Source organism: Mesorhizobium sp. ArgA1 (assembly GCF_053714375.1).
On record NZ_JBSKBQ010000013.1, the window covers coordinates 121,588 to 146,883 of the forward strand.

Consider the following 25,296-nt stretch of genomic DNA (forward strand, 5'->3'; position numbering starts at 1 on the left):
GCTACGGCGACGGCTCTCGCAGCCGATTTGCGCCGAACAATCGTTTCAGGCCAACGAAGTCTAGGATTGAAAACCGTGGTGAAGGTCATCGCCAGTTCCCTGCGTAAAGGCAACGTCGTCGACAAGGACGGCAAGCTTTACGTGATCCTCTTTGCCGAAAACATCCACCCTGGCAAGGGCACGCCGGTCACCCAGCTCGACATGCGCCGCATCTCCGACGGGGTGAAGGTTTCGGAACGCTACCGCACCACCGAACAGGTCGAGCGCGCCTATGTCGAGGACCGCGAGCACACCTTCCTCTACGCCGATGGCGAAGGCTATCACTTCATGAACCCGGAGAGCTACGACCAGGTCGCGGTGCCGGAAAGCGTGGTCGGCGACATGGCGCCTTACCTGCTCGAAGGGATGGCGGTGCAGATCTCGCAGTTCAACGGCATAGCGATTGCCCTGGTGCTGCCGCAGCGCGCCACGTTCGAGGTGGTCGAGACCGAGCCGACGACCAAGGGACAGACGGCATCGTCGTCCTACAAACCGGCCGTGCTGTCCAACGGCGTGCGCACGGCAGTTCCCCCGCACATCGCCCCCGGCACCCGCGTGGTGGTGATGACGGCCGACGGCTCCTATGTGGAGCGTGCGAAGGATTGAGGCGCGAGCGCCTGGTTAGTCCCTTGCATTGCCTTCTGCGGCCGCTCAATCGATAGTCCTGCCAATGTGGCAGACCTTTGTGACCTACTGGCCTCTGATCCTCATGATCATTCCGATGCTGATGGCCGCCATCGGCATCGTCCACGCCATCATGACGAAGGAAGACGTCCGCGCCGCCACCGGCTGGGTGGGTGTGATGCTTTTGTCGCCCTTCCTGGGCGCGATCATCTACGCCATTGCCGGCATCAACCGCATCCGCCGCGCGACAATCAGCGCCATGCGGCCCGTGGCCGGCGAAGCCGAGACGGCCAAGCAAGACCGCGACATTGCGCTGGAAGCGCTTATCTCAGCGCAATTCGGCCAACGTTTTGCCGGCCTGAAGACACTGGGCGACCGGGTGGCGCGACGCGGTCTGCTTTCGGGAAACGCAATCACCATCCTGAAGACAGGTGACGACGCTTACGCAGCAATGCGCCGGGCGATCGACGACGCCAAGCGCAGCGTCCTGCTCGAGACCTACATATTCGACAATGACGAGGTCGGGCAGCGTTTCGTCGAATCGCTGGCCGGCGCGGTCCGGCGCGGTGTAACCGTCCGCGTGCTCATCGATGCAGTCGGCGTGCGCTATTCCGTGCCCAGCATTCTCACGACTCTCCGGGAAGCCGGCGTCACCGTCGATCTCTTCAACGGCAACATCGTCATGGGCCTGAGACTTCCCTATGCGAATCTGAGAACCCACAGGAAGATTCTGATCGTCGACGGTGCGGTGGCTTTCACGGGAGGCATGAACATCCGCAAGGGATTCTCGGCCGAATTCGTGGGAACCGCCAGTTCGGCGGATACGCATTTCCAGGTCACCGGACCGGTCGTGGCAGACCTGTTTGCGGTTGCCGCCGAAGACTGGCGTTTTGCCGGCAACGAAGCCCTCAAGGACGAGGTCTGGCAGGTGGAAAAACCCTCGCCGCCTCCCGGTCAGCCGATCCTGCTGCGGGCCGTGGCGTCGGGGCCGGATGCCAGCAACGAGACCAACCACAAATTGCTGATGGGGGCATTTTCGGTCGCCCGCAAATCGATCCGCATCATGTCACCCTATTTCCTGCCGGACCGGGAATTTATCAGCGCGCTCACCACGGCGGCCAGGCGCGGTGTCGAGATCGACATCGTCGTGCCGGCGGTGAACAATCTCTTCCTGGTCGGCCGCGCCATGACGGCGCAATACGACCAGGTGCTGAAGCACTATTGCCGTGTCTGGCGTCATGAGGGATCGTTCGACCATTCGAAGCTGCTGTCGGTCGATGGCGTGTGGGCCTATGTCGGCTCTTCCAACCTCGACGCCCGGTCGCTGCGGCTGAATTTCGAGATCGACCTGGAGGTTCTGGATGCAGGCTTTGCCGCCGAGATCGAAGCGCGCATCGAAGCGGCAATCGCCTCGGCCAAACCCGTCACACTCGCAACCCTGAAGGCGCGGCCATTCGTCATCCGTGTCTTTGACCGGTTGCTATGGCTGGGATCGCCCTATCTCTAATGCATGTCGCTCAAAAGTGGTCACGGTTTTGAGATAACGGCATGCATAAAACTAAGAACCAAGGAAATCGAATAGCAGGCCAATGGACATTAACGGACGCAGCCTCCCGGAGACCGTGCTCCTGTCGATCCGCGGCAGGAAAGCGCGCAAGGCGAACGCGACGCCGCGCAAACACGTCGACGGCGCCGAGATGGTGGTCGCCTCCTACAATGTCCACAAATGCATCGGCACCGACCGCAGATTCGACCCCGAACGGACCGCCCGCGTCATCCGCGAAATCGGTCCCGACGTCATTGCGCTGCAGGAGGCCGACAACCGGTTCGGCGACCGCGCCGGGCTGCTCGATCTTGCCCGGATCGAACACGAAACCGGGCTGGTGCCGGTGCCGGTTTCGGGAAACGGCAAAGGCCATGGCTGGCGGGGCAATGTGCTGCTGTTCAAACGCGGCACCGTGCGTGACGTGCATCAGATCAAGCTGCCGGGGCTGGAGCCGCGCGGCGCGCTGGTGGCCGAGATCGACCTCGACGAAACGCGCACGCTGCGCGTCATTGCCGCGCATCTCGGCCTGTTGCGGCGCTCACGCTCCGAACAGGCCCGCGTCGTGCTCGACATTATGAGCAGCCAGGATGAAAGGCCGACCCTGCTGCTCGGCGACCTCAACGAGTGGCGGCTGGGCAACCGCTCGGCGCTGAAGACGCTGCACGCCACCTTTGGCTTCACGCCACCGGCGGTGCCGACATTCCCCTCAGGCCTGCCGGTGCTGGCGCTCGACCGCATCATGGCCAACCGGCACGGCATGGTCTCGTCGGTGGAAGCCCATGACACGCCGCTGTCGCGGGTGGCGTCGGATCACCTGCCGCTGACGGCTTTCGTGAGCCTGTAAGTCACCCGTCCCGCAACCACACCACCATCTCGCCGGGCTCACGATTGTCCCAGGCGTAATAGGGGACGGCCGTGAGCTTCGCCTGCTCGACGGCTGGCGCCTCGGTGCGATAGAGGCCGTTGTCCCAGTTTTCCGCCGTTTCCCGCCTACCGTTGGCCGAGAGGGTGACGACGCCGCCGAGGAGGTTCGGCTCGGGATGCGCCTCGATCTCAGCCGTGCGCGGCAAGGTGATGCGGTGCAGTTGGCCGGCATTGTCGGTCTCTTCGACGCAGTAAATCAACGGGCCGCGCGCAAGTGCTACACGGCCGATGTCCTGGCGCACCTGCGGGTTGGCGAACAGGCGCGAGATCGACATGTCGAGGTCGAGTTCGACGCGGTCGCCCTTTTGCCACTCGCGCCGGATCGCCGCGTAGCCATCGTTCGACGCGGCGTCGACATGCGCACCGTTGACCTTCAGCGTCGCCTTGCGGCACCAGGACGGCACGCGCAGATGCAGCGTGAACTCAACGGGGGCATCCGGCTCGACCCGGATCGAGACCGCGCCGTCCCAGGGATAGTTGCTGGTCTGGACGAGGCTGACCGCCTTGCCGGCGATGTCGAAACGCGCCGTCGAGTCGCCATAGAGGTGGACGGCCAGCGCATCGTCGGCAAGGCTGTAGAAATAGGTGCCGATCGACGCCACCATGCGGCCGATATTGGGCGGGCAGCAGGGGCAGCGGTGCCATTTCCATCTGCTATGCTTGCCCCGGCTTTCCAGCGGGTTTTCGTAGAAGAACAGCGAACCGTCGAGCGACAGGCCGGAGATCGAGCCGTTGTACAGCGCCCGCTCCATCATGTCGGCGTAGCGCGCGTTGGGACCCATGCCGAGCATGCGGCTGGCCCAGAACACCAGGCCCACCGAGGCACAGGTCTCGGCATAGGCGGTTTCATTGGGCAGGTCGTAATCGCTGGTAAAACCCTCATTGTGCGCCGACGGCCCGATGCCGCCGGTGATGTACAGGTTCTTGGTGGTCAGATCGTCCCAGAGCCGGTCGAGCGCTACCCGCAGCGTATCGTCGCCATATTCGGTGGCGATGTCGGCCATGCCGGAATAAAGGTACATCGCCCTGACTGCATGGCCGACAACCTTGTCCTGCTCGCGCACCGGCTTGTGCGACTGATTGTATTCGTAGGTCTTGAAATGATAGGCCTTCGGGTCGGCGCCGCGCGCACGCGCCTCCTCATCGAAATAATGCGGCTCCTGGCCGCGCTGGTCGATGAAGTATTTGGCCAGCTCCATGTATTTGCGCTGGCCGGTCGCCCGCGCCAGCTTGACCAGCGCCAGTTCGATCTCCTCATGGCCGCAATAGCCCTTCTTCTTGCCGGGCTCCGGACCGAAATTCTCTGCGATATGATCGACATAGCGGCACATGATGTCGAGCAGCTTGCGCTTGCCCGTGGCCTGGAAATAGGCGACGGCGCCTTCGATCAGATGGCCGGCACAATAGAGCTCGTGGCAGTCGCGCAGATTGGTCCACCGCTTGCCGGGCTGGATGCGCTGGTACCAACTGGAGAGATAACCGTCGGATTGCTGCAGCTTGCCATACATGTCGATGACGGCGTCGATCTTCTTCTCCAGATCGTCATTGCGGCGGCGGTAGAGCGAATAGGCGGCGGTCTCGATGGTCTTGCCCCAGTCGGAATCCCAGAACATCTGCGTCGTCACCGTCGAGCCGGTGAAGCCGGGCGTGGCCGCCTCGTCTGGCGACGGCGAATGGAAGGGAATGACGACACCGGGCGACGGCCGGTCCGGATCGATCTGCTCCAGCATGCGCGCCTCCACGCAGCGATCATAGAGGATGGAGGCGGTGCGCGAGGCGACGGCATCGACTCGGTCGCCCCAGAAACCACGCACGTCGACCTGCGGCACGGGCAGCGGCCGGAAGGCGAGGCTCAGTTTGCCGGGCTTTACTGCTTGGCCCGTCTTGCCGGCCTGAATTGCAGATTGCGATGCGGTCATCAACCTAACTCCATTCGAATGCGATTTGTCATTTCACCGCGCCGGCCATCAGGCCGCGTATGTAGAAGCGCTGCAGCAACAGGAAGAGGATGAGGCAAGGCACCATCATCACGGTGACGCCGGCCTGCACGGCGCCCCAGTCGATGGCGCCGAAGCGGCCGGACTGAAGTGCGGTCATCATGATCGGCAGCGTGAATTTCGACTGGTCGGTCATCAGCACCAGGGCGGCCAGGAACTCGTTCCAGGCGCCGAGGAAGGCGAACAGCGCGATGGTGACGATGCCGGGCCAGACCAAAGGCAGCATCACCTTCAGCAGCATGGTGAGATTGTTGGCGCCGTCCATGCGGGCCGCCTCCTCGATCTCGCGCGGCACCGCGTCGAAGGCGTTGCGCATCATGAAGATCGAAAACGGCAGCTGCAGCGTGACATAGACGCAGACCAGCCCGGTCAGCGTGTTGTGCAGGCCGACCTTGGTCAACACCAGGAAGATCGGCGTCAGGATCGACTGGAACGGGATCATGATCGTCGACAGGATGACGACGAAGAGCAGGTCCTTGAACGGGAAGCGGAAGCGCGAGAAGCCGTAGCCGGCAAGCACGCTGACGATGACGGAAAACACGACCGTCATCACCGAGACGTAGATGCTGTTTTGCGCCGGCAGCCAGAGCCCGTCGCCGAAAGTGTTGAGCGTGCCGTAATTCTCGACCGAGAAGCCGGTGGTCGGCCAGGGCGGCAGCGGCGGCAGGCGCGCCTCCTGCGACGGCTTGAAGGCAGACAGCACCGTCCAGACGATCGGCGCCAGGAACAGCACCGAGGCGATCATGCCGGTCGCGTGCTCGGCGATGCCGAGGCGCAGGCGGCTGTTGCGGCTTCTTGCCTGCGCCATCAGTCGACCCCCTCGGGCTTGCGCAGCAGCCAGAGCTGGAACGTGCTGAGCGCGACCAGGATGGCGAGCAGGATCATCGACAGTGCGGCGCCATAGCCCAGCTTGAACGACACGAAGGACTGGTTGAAGATCCAGTAGACGGCGGTCAGCGTCTGATTGCGCGGGCCGCCGCGCAGGATGATGTAGAACTGGTCGAAGGCGAGGATCGAGCCCGCAACCGACAGGATCAGCGCCAGCGCCAGGGTGCGGCGCATCAGCGGCAGAGTGATGGCGCGAAAGCGCGCGAACGGCCCTGCCCCATCGATCATCGCCGCCTCCTGCAGATCGGTCGGGATCGACTGCAGGCCGGTCATCAGGATGATCATGGTGAAGCCCGCCACCTTCCACACGACCATGGCGATGATCGACCAGAAGGCCGGCTGGAAGGTGGCCAGAAGGTTGAATTTCTTCCCGGTCAGGCCGAGGTCGTAAGCGGCCGGGCTGAACAGGCCGGAATCGACATTGAGCAGCCACGACCAGAGCAGGCTCGCCGAAGCAAAGCCGATGACGGCCGGCATGAAGAAGGAAGTGCGGTAGAAGCCGGTGAGCCGCCGGGGACGCTCGATGAACAGCGCCAGCGGAAAGGCGACGGAAAAGATCGCGATCGTCACCACCACCGTGTAGAGGCCGGTGAAGCGCAGCGCATTCCAGAACCTGGTGTCGCGCAGGATTGCCCAATAATTATCGAGGCCGATGTAGCTGTGCTCGCCCATCAGCGGCCAGTTGTGCAACGACATCCATGCCGTCATGCCGAGCGGGATGATGAAAAAGACAACCACCAGCGCTACCGCCGGCGCGACATAGAGCAGGCCGATCCACTGCCGGCGGCCGGCACCGACCAGTTTCCTGGCGCGCGCCGGGGCGGAGGTTGCTGCGATGGAGGTCATGGCTGCCCCTTCCCTTCTCCCCTTGTGGGGTGAGCAGCCGGTTCGCCAGAGGCGAATTCATCGTGCCAGTGGCACGATGAAAGGCCGGCGAACGCCGGGACGCTGCGAAGCAGCGGGGACCCGGCACGGTGGATCGGCCACCCGGCCCTTCGCAGGCTCAGGGCGTTCGAAGCTCGAAAAGCCAAGCAATTGGCTTTTCGTCCGCTGCGCGGACCGCTTCTCACCCCACAAGGGGAGAAGGGGGAGCGAACCTGCCGACGCCCCGAGCTGCACTCTGCAATTCCGTTGGCAATCCAGATAGTTGAGTGCTGTCTCAAAGCAATAGCCCTGCCGTTAGCGATGCGATGTCCGGCCGCCCGTCCAGGGAGACGGGCGGGCGGCCGGATCAGGACCTAGGACGACAGGGCGTTGCGCCACCGCTGCCGTCCCGCCAGTCCCTATTTCTGCGGCGCCTGGTCGATGATCGACTGCATGGTCTCCTGCGCGTTGGCGATCGCGCCGTCGACATCGTCGCCGAAGAAGACCTCGTTGACCATCTGCGTCCACGGGCCGTTGGCGGAGTTGATCAAATCATTGAACACCACCGAATAGGGTGTGCGGCCCTTGGCCATCGCCTCGGCGGCGATCTGGTAGCGCGGGTCGAGATCCTTCAGCGCCTCCTTGGCGATGTCGCCGCGCACCGGCAGGCTGCCGTATTTGGCGAGGATGGTCTGACCCTCGAGCGAATAGGCGAAGTCGAGAAACTCCTTCACCACGGCGAGCTTTGTGGTGCCCTTGGTGACGACGAAATTGTCGCCGCCGGCGAAGGATGACCAGCCGCCATCCTTGCCCGGCAGGAAGGTGACGCCGTAATCGACATCAGGATACTGCGTGTTGAGCGCGCCGATGGCGAAGGCGCCGGAGGGCGAGATGCCGATATTGCCGGCGGCAAAGGCGGCAAAGAAGTTGGAGCCGGTGTCGGTCTGCGCGCCTGAAGGCACCAGATCCTTCTTGACCATCGAGCGGTAGAGGTCGATGGCGCCGCGCAATTGCGGGCTGTCCAGCGTCGCCTTGGAGCCGTCCTCGGAGAGGATGTCGCCACCCGAGGCCCAGACCAGCGGCGTGAAGGTGAAGATGTTGCAGCCGCCGCAATTGCCGGAGAAATAGAAGCCCTTGATGTCGCCCCCAAGCGCGTTGACCTTCTCGGCGTCGGCTTCGATTTCGGCCCAGTTGGTCGGGCCTTTTTCGGGGTCGAGTCCGGCCTGCTTGAACAGTTTCTTGTTCCAGATCAGCACCGAACTGTCGGCCGAGAACGGCAGGCCGTAGATGCGGCCCTTGTAGGTGCCGGTCTTGACGTGCGCCGGCGACAGGCTGGCGAAATAGGGCAGCGACTTCGCCCAGTCGGTGATGTCTTCCAACTGGCCGGCGGCGGAAAAGGCCGGCGTGTAGATCAGGTCGAGCGACAGCGCGTCTGGCGCGGTGCCGCCGGCGGCCGCGGCGCCATATTTCGGAATGATCTCGGCATTGGGGATGATGTCGAGCTTGATCTGGTTCTCATGCGCCTTGTTGAAGGCGTCGACGATGCGCGGCATGAAATTCGAGCCGTCGGCGCGCACCCAGATATTGGCCGTGTCGGCGGCCATGGCGGGCATAACAAAAATACTCGCGGCAAAGGCAAGCCCGGCAATCATGGTCTTCATGGTTTTCCTCCTCATGGTTCTCCTCCCTGTTCGGCCGCGCTCCCGGTTGACCGGTAAGCCGCAGCCTGTCTCAGCCGTCTGGCGGACGGCCGCATGACTGACGCACCACCAGCCGGCACGGCAGTTTTCGGATGCCCGGCGTGGCCGGTTGGCCGCCGACGAGCGAAAGCAGCGCAAGCCCGGCCTCGCGGCCAAGCGCTGAAAGGTTCATGTCGACCGAGGTCAGCGGCGGCCGGGTCGCTTCCGCCACGATTTCCCAATTGTCGAAGCCGATGACGCCGACATCGCCGGGCACGCCGATGCCGCGCTCGCGCAGCGCATCGATGACGCCGCGCGCGATCTGGTCGTTGCCGCAGAAGACCGCGTCAGGTCTCTCCCCCCTGCCCGCCTTGCCGTCGAACAGTCTTGCGACCGCCTCATGCCCCCAGGCTTCCGACCAGTGTCCGAGCAGCGGCTCGGCAACCGGCAGGCCATGCTCGGTCAGCACCTCGCGGTAGGCCCGGGCGCGCTCATGCACCACGGCGAAGCTCGCGGGACCGCTGACATGGGCGATGCGCCGGCGCCCGAGCGCGCAAAAATGCTCGACCGCCAGCCGCGCCCCGCCGGCATCGTCGGATTCGAAGCCGATGGCGTCGGGATCGGGCTGGGTGAAGGCGTAGATCACCGGGATGCGCAAATTGGCGAGATCGACCGGCAGGTGGCGGTCGATACGCTTGCCGGTGGCGATGATGCCGTCGACGCGCTTGTCGAGCATCGCCTCGACATGCAGCTGGCCAAGCCGCTGGTCGTCCTCGACATTGCACAGGAATACCGAGACGCCGGCATCGACCAGCGCGTCGGAGACGCCCGCCATCAGCGGCAGCGAGAAGCGGCCGTAGGTATCGTTGGTAAGCAGCCCGACGGTGAAGGAACGTTTGCGCAACAGGCTCTGCGCCAAGCTGTTCGGACGAAAGCCCAGCCGCTGTGCCGTCTCGCGAATACGCTCGCGCGTTTCCGCCGTCATCCGCCCCTGCCCGTTCAGCGCTTTTGAGGCCGTGGCCACGCTGACGCCGGCGGCCGAGGCCACCTCACGCAAGGTGACCGGGTTTTTTGCGGGCGCTGGCGAGTCATCGGAAACCATTCTGCGACGCGGATTCCTTAGTTGGGAAAAGGTTTTCTCTTGTCGCCCTGCTCAGTACCGACGGGTGAAGGCAATGAGCGAAGGTGCAGTTGGGAAAAGGTTTTCTCAAATGAGATTATGCGAAGGATTCGGCCATGGCAAGAGGCCATGGACATGCCGGTTTCGCTCGGCCCAGCAATTTCTTGCTTACTGTCGGTAGCGCAGTGCCTCAAGCAGCAACGCGAAAGCGGGCGAAGCCTGGCGACGGTTGGGATAGTAAAGGTGATAGCCCTGGAGCTTCGGGCACCAGTCGGCCAGTACCTCGACCAGCTGTCCGTCGGCGATATGTGGCCGTGCCAGGTCCTCCGGCACAAAGCCCAGGCCCAGACCGTCAATGGCAGCATTGAGGATAGGCACGGCGCTGTTGAAGGTGAGGCTGCCCTCGACCCTCACGCGCAGCTCTCGGCCATTCTTCTCGAACTCCCAGGCATAGAGCCCGCCGGCGCTGTTCAGGCGCTGGTTGATGCAATTGTGGTTGGTGAGATCCTGAGGGGTTTCCGGCTGCGAGCGCCGCTCGAAGTAGGCAGGTGAGCCAACAACGGCAAAACGCCAGTCGGGGCCGATGCGCGCGGCGATCATGTCCTTGCTGACGGCCTCGCCAAGCCGGACACCGGCGTCGAACCGTTGCTCAATGATGTCGGTGAAACCGTAGTCTATGTTTAGCTCGACATGGATGTCGGGATATTCGCGCAGGAAGGTCGCGAGCGTGGGACGGAAGATGGTGTCGATCACATAGTCGTTGCAGGTTATGCGCACCGTACCGGCCGGCTTGTCCCGCAGTTCGCTGAGCGCGACAATTTCGGCTTCGATCTGGTCGAAATGCGGACTGATGGCTCGCATGAGCCGCTCGCCTGCTTCCGTTGGCGCGACGTTACGGGTGGTGCGTGCCAGCAGCCTGATCCCCAACTTCTCCTCCAGGCCCTTGATCGTATGACTGAGGGCCGACGGCGTCACGCCGAGGTTGGCGGCTGCCCTGGTAAAGCTGCGCTCGCGGGCGACCGCCACGAAAGCGATCATGTCGTTAATGCGTTCTCTCGGCATTTATGAATCTCACTCACAACCGCATGAACATTATACCCACTAATCCGATGGTCCCGCTTTGGCTAGATTCCGATTTCAAACCCTCCTCACGGAAGGGCGCAAAGGAATTGGAGAAAGTCCCTTGGAAATCATGCGCGCAGGCTCTCGTCCGTCGAGCAAGGGGCCGACCGACTGGTTCACCGGCACGGTCCGCGTCGACCCGCTGTTCAATCCGCATGCGCCGGAACGCGTCCAGGGCGGGCACGTCACCTTCGAGCCCGGCGCGCGCACTGCGTGGCACACGCATGTCCTCGGCCAGACGCTCATCGTCACCTCGGGCGTCGGCCGCGTGCAGCGCTGGGGCGGGTCGATCGAGGACATCCGGCCGGGCGACGTGGTCTGGATCGCCCCCGGCGAGAAGCACTGGCACGGCGCCGGTCCCGAGACAGCCATGACGCATATCGCGATCCAGGAGGTTCAGAACGGCAAGGTCGTCGACTGGATGGAGCAGGTTTCGGACAAGCAATACGCCGGCTGAGCCAATCAAGCGCGCAAGCTGATCGACACCGGCCTCGGCGTCCTCTGGCACGCCAGCTGGTCAGGATCACGATCGAACACATCGACTGAAAGGAAGCCGGCCATGTCATGGCAAGATCAGGAATTGCAGATGATCGCGCAAAGCGACGACCTGCACATCGCGCCGTTTCGCGAGGACGGCGAGACCTACGGCACCCCGACCTGGATCTGGTCGGTGGTCGTCGACGGCGATCTCTATGTTCGCGCCTATAACGGCCAGAAATCGCGATGGTATCAGGCCGCCATCCGCCAGAAGGCCGGACGCATCGCCGCGGCCGGCATGACGAAGGAAGTCTCCTTCGAGCCGGCCCGCGGGACGGCAAATGATCGGATCGATGAGGCCTACCGCCGCAAATACAGCACGAGCCCATATCTCGCGCCGATGATCAGCGAGCGCGCCCGCGCGGCGACGGTCGCGATTACACCGAAGGATTGAGGAGACCCAGCATGCAAAAGCGCAAACTCGGTCAGGGCCTGGAGGTCTCCGCTCTCTCGCTCGGCTGCATGGGCTATGGCCAAGCCCGCGAGATAGCAGATCGGGCAGAGATGATCACGCTGATCCGCGAGGCGGTCGATCGCGGCATGGATTTCTTCGACACGGCGGAGGTCTATGGTCCGTTCACGAACGAAGACATGGTCGGCGAGGCGCTAGCACCGATGCGCGACCAGGTCAAAATCGCAACCAAGTTCGGCTGGGATGTCGACGCCGGTACCGGTGAAAATCATGGCGGCGTCAACAGCAAGCCGGAGCACATCCGGGCAGCAGTCGAGGGCAACCTGCGTCGCCTGAAGACCGAACGTATAGATCTTCTCTACCAGCACCGTGTCGATCCCGACGTGCCGATGGAAGATGTTGCTGGCACGGTCAAAGACCTGATCGGTCAGGGAAAGGTGCGGTATTTTGGGCTGTCGGAAGCCAGCGTGCAATCGATACGCCGCGCCCATGCCGTCCAGCCGGTTGCAGCGCTGCAAAGCGAATACTCGCTGTGGACCCGTGAACCCGAGGCCGAGATCATTCCCGCGCTGGAAGAACTCGGCATCGGCTTCGTCCCGTTCAGCCCTCTCGGAAAGGGCTTTCTGACCGGCAAGATCGATGCGAACACCACCTTCGCTGGCAACGACTTCCGCGGCCAGATTCCGCGATTTGCGCCCGAAGCACGCGCGGCCAATCAGGCGCTCGTCGATCTGATCCGTGGCGTCGGCGAGCGTCATGGCGCGACACCGGCCCAGGTAGCTCTTGCGTGGCTGCTGGCACGCAGGCCGTGGATCGTCCCGCTGTTCGGGACCCGCAAGCTCGAGCGGCTTGAGGAGAATCTGGGGGCTCTGTCGGTGGCGCTTTCGGACGACGACCTTCATGAAATCGAGACCGGGGCCGCAGCCATCAGGATCGAAGGGGCGCGATACCCCGAGGCGATGCTGCGCCGCTCCGGACTTTGAGGGGCGGCCCCCCCGGAAAAGAGCGATATGTCGATGACGATGCGTCAACGGTCGGTGACCTCGACCAGCAGTTCGCTGTTTCCCTTGATGGCAGCCGTGCTCGTGGTTTTCCTGGTCACGGGTGCGGCGCTGCCGACCCTGCCGCTTCACATTCATGACAGGTTGGGCTACGGCCCTTCGCGATCGGTCTCGTTTCCGGGGCGCAATTCGTAGCGGCCCTCGTCTCGCGCCTGTGGTCCGGATCGTTCTCGGACCGGCGCGGGCCGAAGCAGGCGGTGGTGGCCGGGCTGGTGATGGGCGCGGCTTCGGGCCTGCTTTATCTTCTCTCGCTCCTCGTTATCGGCAATCCGCTTTGGTCTGCCATGGTACTGCTGGTCGGGCGGGCGCTGCTTGGCGGCGCCGAAAGCTTCGTCATCACCGGCGCGCAGGCCTGGGGCCTGGCGCTCGCCAATCCCGGCGGCACCGGCAAGGTGATCGGCTGGATGGGCACGGCCATGTATGTCGGGCTGGCCGCCGGCGCACCCGTGGGAAGTCTGCTCTTCAATCGCTTCGGCTTTGCAGCCATCGGGGTGGCCACGCTGCTCGTGCCGCTGGCAACGATGCTAATCGTCGCTCCGATGCGCGCCGTGCATCCGCACCCGCAGGCCAAGCGCGCATTCGCCAGCGTCGCCAAGGCTGTCTGGCTGCCCGGCATCGGCATGTCGTGCGCCAGCCTGGGCTATGGCGCGATGACGGCATTTTCCGTGCTGTATTTCGCCCAGCAGGGTTGGCAGCCGGCCTGGTTGTCGTTCACCGCCTTCGCAGTGGCCCTGATCTTGGCGCGGCTTGCCTTCGGCGGCCTGCCGGACCGCATGGGCGGGGCTCGCGCCGCAATGATCTTTGTGGTGCTGCAAGCCCTTGGCATGGGTTTGATGGGGCTGTCGCCATCCGCCCTGCCCGGCTTCGTTGGAGCAGCATTGGCCGGTTTTGGTTATGCCTTTGTCTATCCGGGCCTCGGGATCGAGGCGGTCCGGCGCGCGCCGGTCGAAAGCCGCGGGCTGGCCATGGGTATTTATACCGCCTTCCTCGATCTCGCGCTGGGCATCCTCGCGCCGCTTCTCGGCCTCGTCGCCAACCTTTACGGGCTCGGATCGGTCTTCATCATCAGCTCGCTTCTGGCGCTCTGCACCGTGCCGATCGCGGCACAGCTGCGGTTCTCCGCACCTCAGACCTCACTCCATCTTAAAACGTCTGCCAACCAAGGAGATATCCAATGCTAGCAACAATGCTCTATGGGCCAGGGGATGTCCGCTATGAGGACGTGCCCGAACCTAGGATTGTTGAGCCGACCGATGCGATCATTCGTCTGTCGGCCACCTGCATATGCGGTTCGGATCTGTGGCCTTTCCGCGGCCTCAATGACACAACTTCGCCCCTGGCGATGGGGCATGAGTATTGCGGCATCGTCGAAGAGGTCGGCAGCGCCGTGCGCAGCGTCCGTAAGGGCCAGTTCGTCGTCGGCTCGTTCTGCCTGTCGGACAACACCTGCCCGCATTGCCGCTTCGGCTTCCAGTCGTCCTGCGAGAAGCGGGAGTTCATGACCGGAGCGCAGGCGCCGCTGGCGCGTGTGCCCCTGGCGGACGGCACGCTGGTCGCAACGGCGGAGATACCCTCCGACGACCTGATCCCCAGCCTGCTGGCGACGTCGGACGTGCTTGGCACAGGCTGGTACGCGGCCAGTGCCGCGCGGGTGCAACCTGGCTCGACGGTTGTGGTCGTCGGCGACGGCGCGGTTGGCCTGATGGCCGTGCTGTCGGCAAAGCAGATGGGGGCCGAGCGCATCATCGCGATGAGCCGTCACAAGACACGGCAGGATCTGGCGCTCGAATACGGCGCGACCGACATCATCTCGGAGCGTGGCGACGAGGGCGTGGCGCGGATCAAGGAATTGACCAAGGGTGTCGGCGCCGAATCAGTTCTGGAATGCGTCGGCACCAAGGAATCGATGATGCAGGCCTTGAACAGCACGCGGCCGGGCGGCTCGATCGGCTATGTGGGCGTCCCACACGGCGTCGAGTTCGACGGGCAGCAGTTGTTCTTCGCGCAGAAGAGCCTGCTTGGCGGCCCGGCCCCGGTGCGTCGCTTCCTGCCGGACCTGATGGACCTTGTGCTCGAGCGTCGGATCAACCCCGGCAAGGTGTTCGATCTGGAACTGCCGCTGGCCGATGTCGCCGAAGGCTACCGCGCGATGGACGAGCGCCGCGCGATCAAGACCCTGCTTCGGGCCTGACCTGGTTGCAGGACCCGTCCTGCAATGCTGTCAGCCGCCGTAGCAATGCCGCTACGGCGTGGCGCGCAGGTTGCGGCGGGCGCGGCGGCGGCTTGCGGCGCGGGCGGCTCCCGCCACCGGGCCGTTGATTTCTACCACGACGCCTTCGCGCGGCTTGGCGCTGGCAACCTTGTGCAGGCGCTCAAAGGGCAGCAGTTCCTTGACGCGGGCATTGAGAGCCGCGACCTCGGCTCGCAGATCCTCGCATTCCTGCCGCTGGACATCCAACTCCATCTGTACGGAGGCCTGCTGCAGGGAAAGCTGCGATAGATCGGCGTTCGCGGTCGAAAGGCTCATCTTGTCGCTTTCGCTCTCCTTCATGAGAGCAGCCAGCCTTTCGTCCGCGACCTGCTTTTCAGCAACGGCGTCGCCCCATTGAGCCTTGAGCTTGGCGGCCTCGGCTGAGGCCGCACTGCTCTCGTTCGAGGCCAGTTCCAGCCTCGATTGCAGGCTCTGGATCTCGGAACGCAAACCGCTTGTCTCCAGCTGGTTGCGGGCGAGTTCGGCCTGCGTGTCGGCTTCCATCATGGAAGCCGCTTCAGTCATTTCCGCCAGCTTGGTCTGCGCCTGCTCAAGGGATCTCTGCAACCGCAGTTCCTCCTTCTCGCTCTTGCCGAGTGCCGCCAGCAGTTCCGCAAGCCGCGCCACCTCGGTGGTGTGGATCGCCGAAAGCTCGTCCAGCCTGTGGCGCACTCCGGTTTCGCGCTTGCGCGCCGTGTCGACATCCATCGCCAGGCTGACATGCTTTTCGCGCAGCAGCTTGTTTTCGCGCGCCCGTCTGTTGGCCTCGACCGTCTTGGCCGTCAGCGCCTTGACGATGTCGCCAAACTCGGCCTCGCGCTTGGCGCTTGCATTGGCTGACTTCACGAGTTCCAGCCTTACCGCCGCAAGTGCCTCGCGAAGCGTCTCCCGGTCTTGGACCAGGCTTGCCTCGCGCTGCTTCAGGACCTCGAAGGCGGCTTCGCGCTCGCGCTGCTTCCTGGTCGCGTCGTGGAGCTGTTCGGACAACGCTCCCTGGTGCGCGGTCAGGTCGATGGTTGCCAGCTCCAGCTCGTTGGCGCGAAGAACGTCGCCGTGCAGGAGGTTCAGGTAGTCGCGGGTGAGATTGTGCGAATTCGATATATCCGAGAGTTTCGCGTTGATCTCGTCCAGATAGTCCTGCGCATTGTGAAAGAGCCCATCCACCGCGCTCAATGCGGCCAGCCGGCTTTGCGCATGCGGCGTTAGCCGCCGTGCGTTCTCGGCGGGCGTCGTGCCGTCGTCAGCCCGGGGACTGTCCTCAGGCTGCAAGCGCTCATTGTTTGCGGCAAGGTTCTCGTCGGGGACAGGGCCGTCTTGCGGCGGCGACAGATCGTCCAGTTTAAGACACTCGCCGACCGCATCCGCCAACTCGGCTTCAATCTTCTCAAATGCCTTGTCGGAATTCGCGGCACGCTTCATCAGACTCTTGAGGTTCATGACCTAACACCCTTCGCACTCACTCCAAATTCTATACTTAACGATTTGCTAATGTTCCCTTCTACATCCGCTTGTTCCGTTGGGGAAGCCCTTCCCGGCCAAGCTTGGGTAGTCATATGATGCCTCCGACCCAGCGAGAGGATTTTTTTCCCATTGCCGGACTTTGAAGGCGCGTCGCGCTGAGCACGGCCCAACAAGTGCGGGGCTTTTTTGCCCCAGCGTGTCGGAAAGGGTTGGCGCCATCCGTCTTTTGACAAACAAAGGAGAACGCCGTGCGAAAATTGATCATCACCGAATTCATCAGCGTCGACGGCATTGCCGAGGTCGAGAAGCTGCCCAAAGTGACCTGGAACGACGAAATGCAAAGGTTCAAGGAGGACGAGCTTGCCGACAGCGGCGCCATGCTCTTGGGGCGCACGACCTATGAGATCTTTGCCGGCTCATGGCCGAGTGAAACCGGCGATTTTGCCGACCGCTTCAACGCGTTGCCGAAATATGTCGCTTCGACCAGCCTGAAGGCGTTGGACTGGAAGCCGGCGGAATTGCTGGAAGGGTCATTGCCCGACGCAGTCAGAGCGCTGAAGCAAGGCAGTGGCGGCAACATCTATGTGCATGGCAGCCTCAGCGTCGCGCAGGAATTGCTGCGCCACGGCCTGGTCGACCGCGTCAGGCTGCTCAGCTACCCAGGCACTGTCGGTGAGGGCAAGAAGCTGTTTCCGTCCGATATGCCGGTGGCGCTGGAGCCGATCTCGGCCATGACATTCAGCAATGGCGTGGTGGCGCTGGAATATGCGGCCGGGAAAAAGTGATTAGCCAATCTCCCCACATGTGGGGAGATCAGCAGCTTCCCTCACCCAGCCTTCTTCCCTTGTTTCCCCTTGGCACGCGCCTCTACCACCCGCTCCACCTCGCGCTTCAGCTCGTCCTTGATCTCCTCCGTCTCGGCCATCAGCGCGTCGATCTTCATGAAATCGAGCACGCGGTATTTCGACACTGGCGGGCGGATCAAGATGTCAGGGGGGCGCTGGTTCAATTTGTGGGCGATGATCGACTGCATCATCAGTTGTGTGGCGCCATACATCAGGTCGACAGTGGTCGGGTGCTTGCGCTCGGCCTCGCTCGGCGCACCGACCACGTCGATGGCAATGATGATGTCGGCGGCGTTTTCGATCAGATCGAACGGCACCGGATTGTAGATGCCGCCGTCGATCAGCACGCGGTCGTCGCGCGTCACCGGGCGGAAGACGGCGGGAATGGCGGCCGAGGCGGCCAGGGCCGAATGCAGGTCGCCATCGTCGAAGACCGCCAGTTTGTGGCCGAAATAGTCGGTCGCCGTTACCTTGAGCGGGATTTTCAGTTCGGCGAAGGTTTCAGGGATCGCTTCGGGCAGGAATGCCTTCAGGATGCGCTCGATGTTGAACTGGCTGACGCGGATGCCGCCTTGCATCGCCTCGGCGATGGTGCCGGGCCGCGAGCGCCACATCCGCGCTGCCACCTCTGCGCGGCGGCCCAGGATCGAACGGGCATAGTCCTTGATCTCCTTGCCGCTCATGCCAGAGGCCATGCCGGCGCCCATGATGGCGCCGATCGAGGAGCCGGCGATGGCCACTGGCTTGATGCCGAGCTCGTCCAGCGCCTCGACGATGTGGATGTGGGCCAGGCCGCGGGCGCCGCCGCCGCCAAAGGCTATGCCGAAAGTGGGCGCCGTCATTTGGCCTCCAGCTTCGGGCCGATGCTCATGATCGCGGGGGCCGGGGTCAGCAGCTTCTTTGCCGCCGCCTTGACCTGGTCGAGCGTCACGCCGTTGATGAGCGCTGCACGGCGCTGCACGTAGTCGATGCCGAGATTGTCGAGCTGCAATTCCACCAGCGTCGATGCAATGGCGCTGGAAGAATCCAGATTGCTGATGGCGTAGGAGCCGACCATGTATTTCTTGGTCGCGTCCAGTTCGGCCTCGGTCGGGCCCTCCTCGGCCATCTTCTTGACCACGTCCTTGACGATGGCGAGCGTCTCGGCCGCGCGGTCCGAACGCGTCGCCGTGGTGATGATCAACGCATTGGAATGCTGGTGATCGACCAGGTTGGAATCGACGCTATAGGCAAGGCCACGCTTTTCGCGCACCTCGCCATAGAGGCGCGAGGTGAAGGTGCCGCCACCGAGAATCTGGTTCATCAGCACCGCCGGGAAGAAATCCGGTGCATCGCGTTTCACGCCGGGATAGGCAAACTGCAGTGAGGTCTGCGGCAGGTCGTAATCGACCTCCAGCTGCTGGCCGAGCTTCAGCTCGGTGTCGGCAACCGGCCGCAGCAGCTGCTTTTCCGGCAGATCGCCGAACACGTCATCGAGCTTTCGTTTCAGCGTCGCGGCGTCGATGTCGCCGACCACCGCGACATGCAGGCCATTGCGGGCGAAATTGGCCTTGTGGAAGGCAGCCAGATCCGCCGCGGTGATGGTGGCGATACTGTCTTTGGTGCCCTGGTCGGGCCGAGAATAGGGATGGTCGCCATAGATGGCGCGCAGCCATTTGGTCTGGGCGACGGTGTTGGGGTCACGCTCGCTGGCGATAATGCCGGACAGGATCTGGGAGCGGATGCGGTCGATCGGCGCCTGGTCGAAGCGCGGCCTGGTGACCGCCAGCCTGAGCAGGTCGAAGGCCGCATCTTTCTGCTCGGCCAGCATGCGCATCGAGCCATAGGTGCCGTCGCGCGCAGCGTCAAAGCCCATTTCGGCGCCGGCATCGTCAAGCCTGGTCTGGAAGGCCTCGCTGTCAAGATCGCCGGCGCCCTCGTCGAACAGGCCGGTCATCAGATAGACCAGCCCTTCCCGCCCCGCCGGATCCTGCGTCGAGCCGCCATCGAAGACGAAGCGAATGGCGATGATCGGAATGGAGTGATCCTCGACCAGCCACGCGTTGATGCCCTTTGACGAGGTCACCGGCTGGATGTCCATCGCGCGGGCCGCAAGCGCCGGCAGGATGAGGAAGAGGATCGAGAGGAACAAAGTGGTGAAGGCGCGGAGCGCAGGGTTCCCTTCTCCCCTTGTGGGAGAAGGTGGATCGGTGCGCAGCGCCGAGACGGATGAGGGGTGGGTGACGGATCGCCGTCCTTGCCAAGCTGGAACACCCCTCATCCGACCTCGCTTCGCGAGGCCACCTTCTCCCACAAGGGGAGAAGAGGGAGCCCGGTTCGGAGAAGGCACGACGCCAAGCAGGTTCGTCATCGAATCAATTCCCCGCCTGTTGCTGCGGCAAGAGATAGCCGGTGGTCGAACGGTCGAGCAGCAAATAGCGTGCGGCAACCGCCTTGATCTCATCGACGGTGACCTTGCGAATGCGGTCCGGCCATTCCTCGATATCCTTGACGTTGCCGCCGGTGGCGAGCTCGGCGCCGTAGAGATTGGCCATCTCGTCCTGCTTGTCGCGGGCGAAGATCATGGCCCTGATGTAGCGAGCCTTGGCCTTCTCCAGTTCGTCGGCGGTGACGCCGTCCTTGACGATGCGGGCGATCTCGGCGTCGACGGCCGCCTCGACGTCGCTCAGCTTGGAGTCACCGCGCGGTGCGCCGTAGACGGTGAAATTGGTGGCGTCGAGCATCGTGCCCTGGAAGAAGGCGCCGGCCCCCGATGCGATGCCTTGCTTGACCACGAGCTGCTGGTAAAGCCGGCTGCGACTGCCGCCGCCAAGGATCTCTCCCAACAGGTCGAGCGCCTCGGCCTCGCCGGGCTTTGCCGTGTGGTAGGACGGAACCACCCATTGCGTCGAAAAGCTCGGCACCGAAACGCGCGCATCGGTGAGCGTCACCGTGCGCTTGGTGTTCTGCTCGGGCTCGACCGGGCGGATGCGCGGCGGCAGGTCCGGGCCGCGCGCGACCTTGCCATAGGTCTTTTCGGCCAGCGCCTTCACCGCGTCCGGCTCGACATCGCCGGCAACGATCAGCACCGCATTGTTGGGCCGGTAGTACTTGTCGTAGAAGGCAACCGCATCGGTGCGGTTCAGCTGCTCCATCTCCTGCATCCAGCCGATCACCGGAATGCGGTAGGGCTGGTTCTGCCAAAGCGTCGCATCGACCTCTTCGTCGAGCACGGCCTCGGGGTTGCTGTCGATGCGCGAGCGGCGCTCTTCCAGGATCACGTCGCGCTCGGTCTTGATGACCTCGTCGGTCAAGATGAGGTTGCGCATGCGGTCGGCCTCGAAGTTCATCATCAGTTCGAGCGCCGAGGGTGTCACCGTCTCGTGGAAGGCAGTGTAGTCATAGGAAGTGAAGGCGTTGTTGGAGCCGCCTATGTCCGAAATGGCGCGGTCGAATTCGCCCGCGGCGTGGTTGGTCGTGGCCTTGAACATCAGATGTTCGAAGAAATGCGCGATGCCGGATTTGCCTGCCGGCTCGTCGGCGCTGCCGATCTTGTACCAGACCATATGGGTGACGATGGGGGCACGGTGATCGGGGATGACCACCACCTCCATGCCGTTGTCCAGCAGGAAGTTCGCCACCTTGCCGTCATCCGCGGCAAGTGCCGGGCCGGCAAACGCCAGCGCCGAGGTTAGCAGCGCCGCGCGCAGCCGTCTGGTGCTCAATGTCATCAAATGCTCCGGTTTCGGTTGCGCGACGATAGGCGTGGTTGCAGCGCGAGGCAAAGTGAATTGTGCGTCATTTTCGAGGCCGCAGTCGCGCTGCCCTCACCCGGCCTCGATGAACCGGATCACCGTCTCGCCGTAGTTGCGTTCATCGACCACCGAGAATTCGGGACCAACCTCGAAGGGCGCCGAGGCGGCTTCCTCGACCACGCAGAGTGCGCCGGGCAGCAGCCAGCCGCCCGCCTTGGCCGAACGCAGGGCGCGCTCGCCGAGGCCTTTACCATAGGGCGGATCGGCGAAGACCAGGCCAAAGGCCGCAAGCGTGCCGGCCTCGCCCAAGGCCGTCGCGTCGCGGCGAAAGATCTTGGTGCGGCCGGTGAGGCCAAAGGCTTCGACATTGGTGCGGATCAGGCCGCGCCCTTCCGCCGATTCTTCGATGAAGACGCCATAGGAAGCGCCGCGCGACAGCGCTTCGAGGCCGAGCGCACCGGTGCCGGCGAACAGGTCGAGCACGCGAGCGCCCTCGAGCTTGTCGGCGAAGCGGTGCGCCAGCACGTTGAAGACGGCCTCGCGGGCGCGGTCTGTGGTCGGGCGGATGGCATGGTCGCGCGGCGTCGCCAGCGGACGCCCGCGAAACTGGCCGCCGACGATTCTCATCTAAACGGCTCTCATCTGGTCCGGGGACCCTTGGGACCATTGCGCGGCCGCTCACCGCCGCGACCGCCATCCGGACGCTCTCCGCGCGGCTTGCCGAACGGCTTGGCGCCACCTGGTTTGCCGCTGGGCTTGCCATAGACCGGCTTGAACGAGGCCTTGCGCGCCTTGGCGTCGGCCACCTTGGCGGCATCGGCTTCCGCCCTGCCCTTGCCGATCGGACGCGCGCCCGGCGCCATCCAGACATTGGCCTTGCGCTGACCCGGCGGCTCGATCGGCCGCTGCTCGCGCTCGGGTTTTTTGCCGCCACGCGGTTTGTCGCCAAAGGCGCCGCGCGGTTTATCGCCAAAACCACCACGGGGTTTGTCGCCGAAATCGCCACGTGGCTTATCGCGAAACTCGCCACGCTCGGGCCGAGGGCCGCGGTCGCCAAAGCTCTTTGCCGGCGCAGCGTCCCTTTCGGGGCTGGTCGACAGTTTGCCCAGCGCTTCGTCGCGGCTGCCCTCGCGGCGCTTACGGTTCTTGATCAGACCGCCCTCGCCGATCGGCCGGCGGTCGCCCTCGCGGGTGACTTTCGGCCGATCCGGCTCAACTTCTCGCTCGCGCCGCACTGGATGGTTGGAAAACGGCTTGGTGATCTCGGCGTCGAAATTGGCGCCGGACTCCTCGATCAGGCGTTCGCCGAGTTGGTCGCGCAGGACGCGGCCCTTGATCTCCAGCACATGTCCTTCGGCAAGATCGTCGAGCTGGAACGGCCCGTAGGAGATGCGGATCAGCCGCGTCACGTCGAGGCCCAGCGAGCCAAGGATGTTCTTCACTTCGCGATTCTTGCCTTCGCGCAGGCCGATCGTCAGCCAGGCGTTGGTGCCTTGCTCACGGTCGAGCGTCGCCTCGATGGCCCCGTAGAAGACGCCGTCGACGGCAATGCCTTCGCGCAGGCCCGCGAGCATGCTTTCCTCGACCTTGCCGTGAACCCGCACGCGGTAGCGGCGCAGCCAGCCAGTGGCAGGCAGTTCGAGCACGCGCGACAGCCCGCCATCATTGGTGAGCAGCAGCAGGCCTTCGGTGTTGATGTCGAGGCGGCCGATCGTCATCAGCCGCGGCAATTCGGCCGGCAGCACGTCGAACACGGTCTTGCGTCCCTCGGGGTCGCGGTTGGTGGTGACGACCCCGGCCGGCTTGTGGAACAGGAACAGCCTTGTGCGTTCGATCGGCGGGATTTCCATGCCGTCGAGATGGATAATGTCACCGGGCATGACGTTGAAGGCCGGCGAGGTCAAAGTCTGGTTATTGACCTTGACGCGACCGGCCGCGATCAGATCCTCGGCATCGCGTCGCGAGGCGAGGCCGGCGCGCGCCAGCCGCTTGGCGATACGCTCGCCGGCTTCTTCAGCCTCCACGGCGCGCGGGCGCGGCTTGAAGCCGTTGCCAGATGCGCCTTGCGGCCGGTCGCCACCGAAATCGCGCTTGGGGCGATCCGCGAAGTTACGCTTGGGACGATCTCCGGCGTCGCGCTGTGCGCGATCGCCGAAATCGCGCTTTGGCCGGTCGAAACGCTTTTCGCCTTCGGCAGAAGCTGGCCGGTCACCGCGCGGTGCGTAGGGCTTGCGCGGGCCTTCGCGCTTCTCATAGGGCTTGCCTTCGGGGCGTGGCCCCTTGCTGAACGGCCGGTCGCCGCTCTTGAAGTCGCGCTTCGGCCGCCCGCCATCGGCCGCCATCGGCCGGTCGCCGCGTGGCGCATAAGGCTTGCGCGGACCTTCGCGCTTTTCGTAGGACTTGCCCTCCGGGCGCGGACCCTTGCTGAACGGCCGGTCGCCGCTTTTGAAGTCGCGCTTCGGCCGCTCGCCATCAGCCGCCATCGGCCGGTCACCGCGCGGTGCGTAAGGTTTGCGCGGACCTTCGCGCTTTTCGTAGGGCTTGCCTTCCGGGCGCGGACCCTTGCTGAACGGCCGGTCGCCGCTCTTGAAGTCGCGCTTCGGCCGCTCGCCCTCAGCCGCTGCCGGCCGGGCGCCGCGCGGCGCATAGGGTTTCTTGGCCCCGAAGGAAGGCTTGCCGCCTTTGCCGGCGGCGCCATCGCGGCGTGGCCCTGCGGCTCTCGGGCCGCTTCTGCCCGGGCCTTTGTGGCGCGGAGATTTTTTGTCGTTGTCGTCCATGTGGCCTTTGTCCGTTTGCGCTGCTACAGCGTGGCGCATCCTTTGGGCGCGCAACGAACGCTATAGCACTTTGATTTGGCGCATGATCATTTCCGAAAATCGGTTCCGATATTCGGGTTGACGCGCTCCATAACAGGATCACCGCTAAGTGGCGAGGAGATAATCGGAATGGAAACCGCGTGAAGCGGCCGGATTTCATGGCGCTGGCGCTGAAAGAGGCGCAAGCCGCCGCCTTGCGTGGCGAAGTTCCCGTCGGCGCCGTCATCGCCAGCGGCGATACGGTGGTGGCATCCGCCGGCAATCGCACCCGCGAACTCGCCGATCCGACGGCGCATGCCGAAATGCTGGCGATCCGCGAGGCTTGCCGAACGCTCTCCAGCGAGCGGCTGATAGGGCACGACCTCTATGTGACGCTGGAGCCCTGCGCCATGTGCGCCGGCGCCATTTCCTTCGCCAGGCTGCGCCGGCTCTATTTCGGCGCGGCCGACGAGAAGGGCGGCGCGGTGGTCAACGGCGTGCGCTTCTTCGCCTCACCGACCTGCCACCATACGCCCGATATCTATCCGGGCATGGCCGAGGCCGATGCGGCCTTGCTGCTGAAGGCATTCTTCAGGGAAAGACGTGAACCGTAGAGCCTGCAACTGCGAAGGCGACGCTTCCTACCAGGAGGGCAGCCAGTCGAACAGGCCACCGCTCTTGCTCTTGGCGGCGGCTTCCTTCTTGAGGCGGCGTTCCTTCTTGTATTCGTCCTCGCCGAGTTCACCCTGCGGCGCGGTGTCGGCCGCGGCGCGATAGGCCAGAGGCGGCTCGCTCAGATATTTGCGCGTGGTGGGATCGCCCTGCTTGCCCTCGGCCATGCGGCGCTGGATCTCGGCGGCGCGACCCTTGTCCGAATCCGCCGGCGACCAACGCGGCGGGTGACTGGAGCCCGATTCCGCCAAAGCCTTCTTTACCGACGCCGGATCGCTCTGCACGTCATCGACGATTTGCGACTGGTAAGCCGGATCGTCCTGGTGGGCCGTGGCGTCGGCACGCAGGCGGGCGCGGCGCTGCTCGGGCGATTCGGGCCAATCGGTGCTCGCCGTCTCGATGCTTTCCTGCGGCGCCGGCAGCGCTTCCTTCTGCCCCGGCGCCGGCTTCACCAACTCCGGGCGAGGCTGGTAGTTGATCTGTTCCTTGCGCTTCGGCGCGACCGCGAAAGCGCCGGACAGATCACCGACAAGCTGCTCGCCAGCCGTCTTGTCAGTGCCGTAGGTAGGCGAACCAATGCAGCCGGACAGAGCGAGGCCGGACGCGACAAGCGGCGCCAGCAGCGCAACGCGCACGGAAGTTCTGTCGGTCATGCCAAAAAGTCCCACTCTAGACAGCCTTTCGATCGTCACCGGCCAAAGGTCCGGTCCCCATCGACCACGCTC

General features: G+C 64.1%; 24 protein-coding genes. 11 read left to right on the forward strand and 13 right to left on the reverse strand.

The features are described 5' to 3' along the window. Nucleotides 1–75: 75 nt before the first annotated feature. From efp to ACWGTI_RS24130, 3 genes are all read left to right on the forward strand, one after another. On the forward strand, nt 76–645 hold the full coding sequence (efp, locus tag ACWGTI_RS24120) for an elongation factor P (RefSeq protein WP_454576808.1): 570 nt from the start codon (nt 76–78) through the stop codon (nt 643–645). 64 nt (nt 646–709) lie between these two features. Continuing rightward, on the forward strand, nt 710–2,170 hold the full coding sequence (locus ACWGTI_RS24125; protein WP_454589438.1) for a phospholipase D-like domain-containing protein: 1,461 nt from the start codon (nt 710–712) through the stop codon (nt 2,168–2,170). A gap of 82 nt (nt 2,171–2,252) precedes the next feature. Beyond that, nucleotides 2,253–3,053: an endonuclease/exonuclease/phosphatase family protein gene (locus tag ACWGTI_RS24130; protein ID WP_454589439.1), complete on the forward strand. Its 801-nt coding sequence runs from the start codon at nt 2,253–2,255 to the stop codon at nt 3,051–3,053. A 1-nt stretch (nt 3,054) separates the two neighbouring features. On the opposite strand, the gene ACWGTI_RS24135 is transcribed toward ACWGTI_RS24130, so the two are convergent. The 6 genes from ACWGTI_RS24135 to ACWGTI_RS24160 all read right to left on the reverse strand — a co-directional run bounded on the left by ACWGTI_RS24135 (nt 3,055) and on the right by ACWGTI_RS24160 (nt 10,743). Beyond that, nucleotides 3,055–5,052: a glycoside hydrolase family 127 protein gene (locus ACWGTI_RS24135; protein WP_454589440.1), complete on the reverse strand. Its 1,998-nt coding sequence runs from the start codon at nt 5,050–5,052 to the stop codon at nt 3,055–3,057. A 28-nt stretch (nt 5,053–5,080) separates the two neighbouring features. Beyond that, complete coding sequence (locus ACWGTI_RS24140) at nt 5,081–5,938, reverse strand: carbohydrate ABC transporter permease (protein WP_454589441.1); 858 nt, start codon at nt 5,936–5,938, stop codon at nt 5,081–5,083. Further along, nucleotides 5,938–6,864: a carbohydrate ABC transporter permease gene (locus tag ACWGTI_RS24145; RefSeq protein ID WP_454589442.1), complete on the reverse strand. Its 927-nt coding sequence runs from the start codon at nt 6,862–6,864 to the stop codon at nt 5,938–5,940. The genes ACWGTI_RS24140 and ACWGTI_RS24145 overlap by 1 nt, the downstream gene beginning before the upstream one ends. A 437-nt stretch (nt 6,865–7,301) precedes the next feature. Continuing rightward, nucleotides 7,302–8,543 carry an ABC transporter substrate-binding protein gene (locus tag ACWGTI_RS24150; RefSeq protein WP_454589443.1) on the reverse strand — a complete coding sequence of 414 codons (1,242 nt, stop codon included), beginning with the start codon at nt 8,541–8,543 and terminating at the stop codon, nt 7,302–7,304. A gap of 70 nt (nt 8,544–8,613) precedes the next feature. Continuing rightward, nucleotides 8,614–9,663: a LacI family DNA-binding transcriptional regulator gene (locus ACWGTI_RS24155; protein ID WP_454589444.1), complete on the reverse strand. Its 1,050-nt coding sequence runs from the start codon at nt 9,661–9,663 to the stop codon at nt 8,614–8,616. A gap of 186 nt (nt 9,664–9,849) precedes the next feature. Continuing rightward, a complete protein-coding gene (locus ACWGTI_RS24160; protein WP_454589445.1) occupies nt 9,850–10,743 on the reverse strand; it encodes a LysR family transcriptional regulator in 894 nt (297 codons plus the stop codon). 121 nt (nt 10,744–10,864) lie between these two features. Between ACWGTI_RS24160 and ACWGTI_RS24165 the strand changes: the two genes are divergently transcribed. The 6 genes from ACWGTI_RS24165 (at nt 10,865) to ACWGTI_RS24190 (ending at nt 15,004) form a co-directional block, all read left to right on the forward strand. Beyond that, complete coding sequence (locus tag ACWGTI_RS24165; protein WP_454589446.1) at nt 10,865–11,260, forward strand: (R)-mandelonitrile lyase; 396 nt, start codon at nt 10,865–10,867, stop codon at nt 11,258–11,260. A 102-nt stretch (nt 11,261–11,362) separates the two neighbouring features. Next, nucleotides 11,363–11,734 (forward strand): DUF2255 family protein, encoded by a 372-nt coding sequence (locus tag ACWGTI_RS24170; protein WP_454589447.1) that lies wholly within the window; start codon nt 11,363–11,365, stop codon nt 11,732–11,734. Between the two features lie 11 nt (nt 11,735–11,745). Further along, a complete protein-coding gene (locus ACWGTI_RS24175; RefSeq protein WP_454589448.1) occupies nt 11,746–12,735 on the forward strand; it encodes an aldo/keto reductase in 990 nt (329 codons plus the stop codon). A 27-nt stretch (nt 12,736–12,762) separates the two neighbouring features. Next, the gene (locus ACWGTI_RS24180; protein WP_454589449.1) at nt 12,763–12,948 is read left to right on the forward strand and encodes a hypothetical protein; all 186 of its coding nucleotides are present in this window, start codon (nt 12,763–12,765) and stop codon (nt 12,946–12,948) included. Next, entirely contained in the window at nt 12,918–13,994 is a 1,077-nt protein-coding gene (locus ACWGTI_RS24185) for an MFS transporter (protein WP_454589485.1), read from the forward strand. Before ACWGTI_RS24180 ends, ACWGTI_RS24185 begins: the two co-directional genes overlap by 31 nt. Next, nucleotides 13,988–15,004, forward strand: coding sequence for a zinc-dependent alcohol dehydrogenase family protein (locus ACWGTI_RS24190; protein ID WP_454589450.1), 1,017 nt, complete (start codon nt 13,988–13,990; stop codon nt 15,002–15,004). The genes ACWGTI_RS24185 and ACWGTI_RS24190 overlap by 7 nt, the downstream gene beginning before the upstream one ends. A 51-nt stretch (nt 15,005–15,055) precedes the next feature. On the opposite strand, the gene ACWGTI_RS24195 is transcribed toward ACWGTI_RS24190, so the two are convergent. Continuing rightward, nucleotides 15,056–16,501, reverse strand: coding sequence for a hypothetical protein (locus ACWGTI_RS24195; RefSeq protein ID WP_454589451.1), 1,446 nt, complete (start codon nt 16,499–16,501; stop codon nt 15,056–15,058). A 272-nt stretch (nt 16,502–16,773) separates the two neighbouring features. Here ACWGTI_RS24195 and ACWGTI_RS24200 point away from each other — a divergent pair, with 272 nt between their 5' ends. Further along, nucleotides 16,774–17,310: a dihydrofolate reductase family protein gene (locus tag ACWGTI_RS24200; RefSeq protein ID WP_454589452.1), complete on the forward strand. Its 537-nt coding sequence runs from the start codon at nt 16,774–16,776 to the stop codon at nt 17,308–17,310. A 41-nt stretch (nt 17,311–17,351) separates the two neighbouring features. On the opposite strand, the gene ACWGTI_RS24205 is transcribed toward ACWGTI_RS24200, so the two are convergent. From ACWGTI_RS24205 to ACWGTI_RS24225, 5 genes are all read right to left on the reverse strand, one after another. After that, the gene (locus tag ACWGTI_RS24205; RefSeq protein WP_454589453.1) at nt 17,352–18,212 is read right to left on the reverse strand and encodes a patatin-like phospholipase family protein; all 861 of its coding nucleotides are present in this window, start codon (nt 18,210–18,212) and stop codon (nt 17,352–17,354) included. Further along, nucleotides 18,209–19,630 (reverse strand): M16 family metallopeptidase, encoded by a 1,422-nt coding sequence (locus tag ACWGTI_RS24210; RefSeq protein ID WP_454589454.1) that lies wholly within the window; start codon nt 19,628–19,630, stop codon nt 18,209–18,211. Before ACWGTI_RS24210 ends, ACWGTI_RS24205 begins: the two co-directional genes overlap by 4 nt. 94 nt (nt 19,631–19,724) lie before the next feature. After that, nucleotides 19,725–21,080: a M16 family metallopeptidase gene (locus tag ACWGTI_RS24215; protein WP_454589455.1), complete on the reverse strand. Its 1,356-nt coding sequence runs from the start codon at nt 21,078–21,080 to the stop codon at nt 19,725–19,727. 96 nt (nt 21,081–21,176) lie between these two features. Beyond that, nucleotides 21,177–21,731: a 16S rRNA (guanine(966)-N(2))-methyltransferase RsmD gene (rsmD, locus tag ACWGTI_RS24220; RefSeq protein WP_454589456.1), complete on the reverse strand. Its 555-nt coding sequence runs from the start codon at nt 21,729–21,731 to the stop codon at nt 21,177–21,179. Nucleotides 21,732–21,742: 11 nt separating this feature from the next. Continuing rightward, entirely contained in the window at nt 21,743–23,881 is a 2,139-nt protein-coding gene (locus ACWGTI_RS24225; RefSeq protein ID WP_454589457.1) for a pseudouridine synthase, read from the reverse strand. Between the two features lie 179 nt (nt 23,882–24,060). On the opposite strand from ACWGTI_RS24225, the gene ACWGTI_RS24230 reads away from it, so the two are divergent. After that, on the forward strand, nt 24,061–24,513 hold the full coding sequence (locus ACWGTI_RS24230; RefSeq protein WP_454589458.1) for a nucleoside deaminase: 453 nt from the start codon (nt 24,061–24,063) through the stop codon (nt 24,511–24,513). Nucleotides 24,514–24,540: 27 nt separating this feature from the next. On the opposite strand, the gene ACWGTI_RS24235 is transcribed toward ACWGTI_RS24230, so the two are convergent. Continuing rightward, nucleotides 24,541–25,224: a hypothetical protein gene (locus tag ACWGTI_RS24235; RefSeq protein ID WP_454589459.1), complete on the reverse strand. Its 684-nt coding sequence runs from the start codon at nt 25,222–25,224 to the stop codon at nt 24,541–24,543. Nucleotides 25,225–25,296 lie beyond the last annotated feature (72 nt).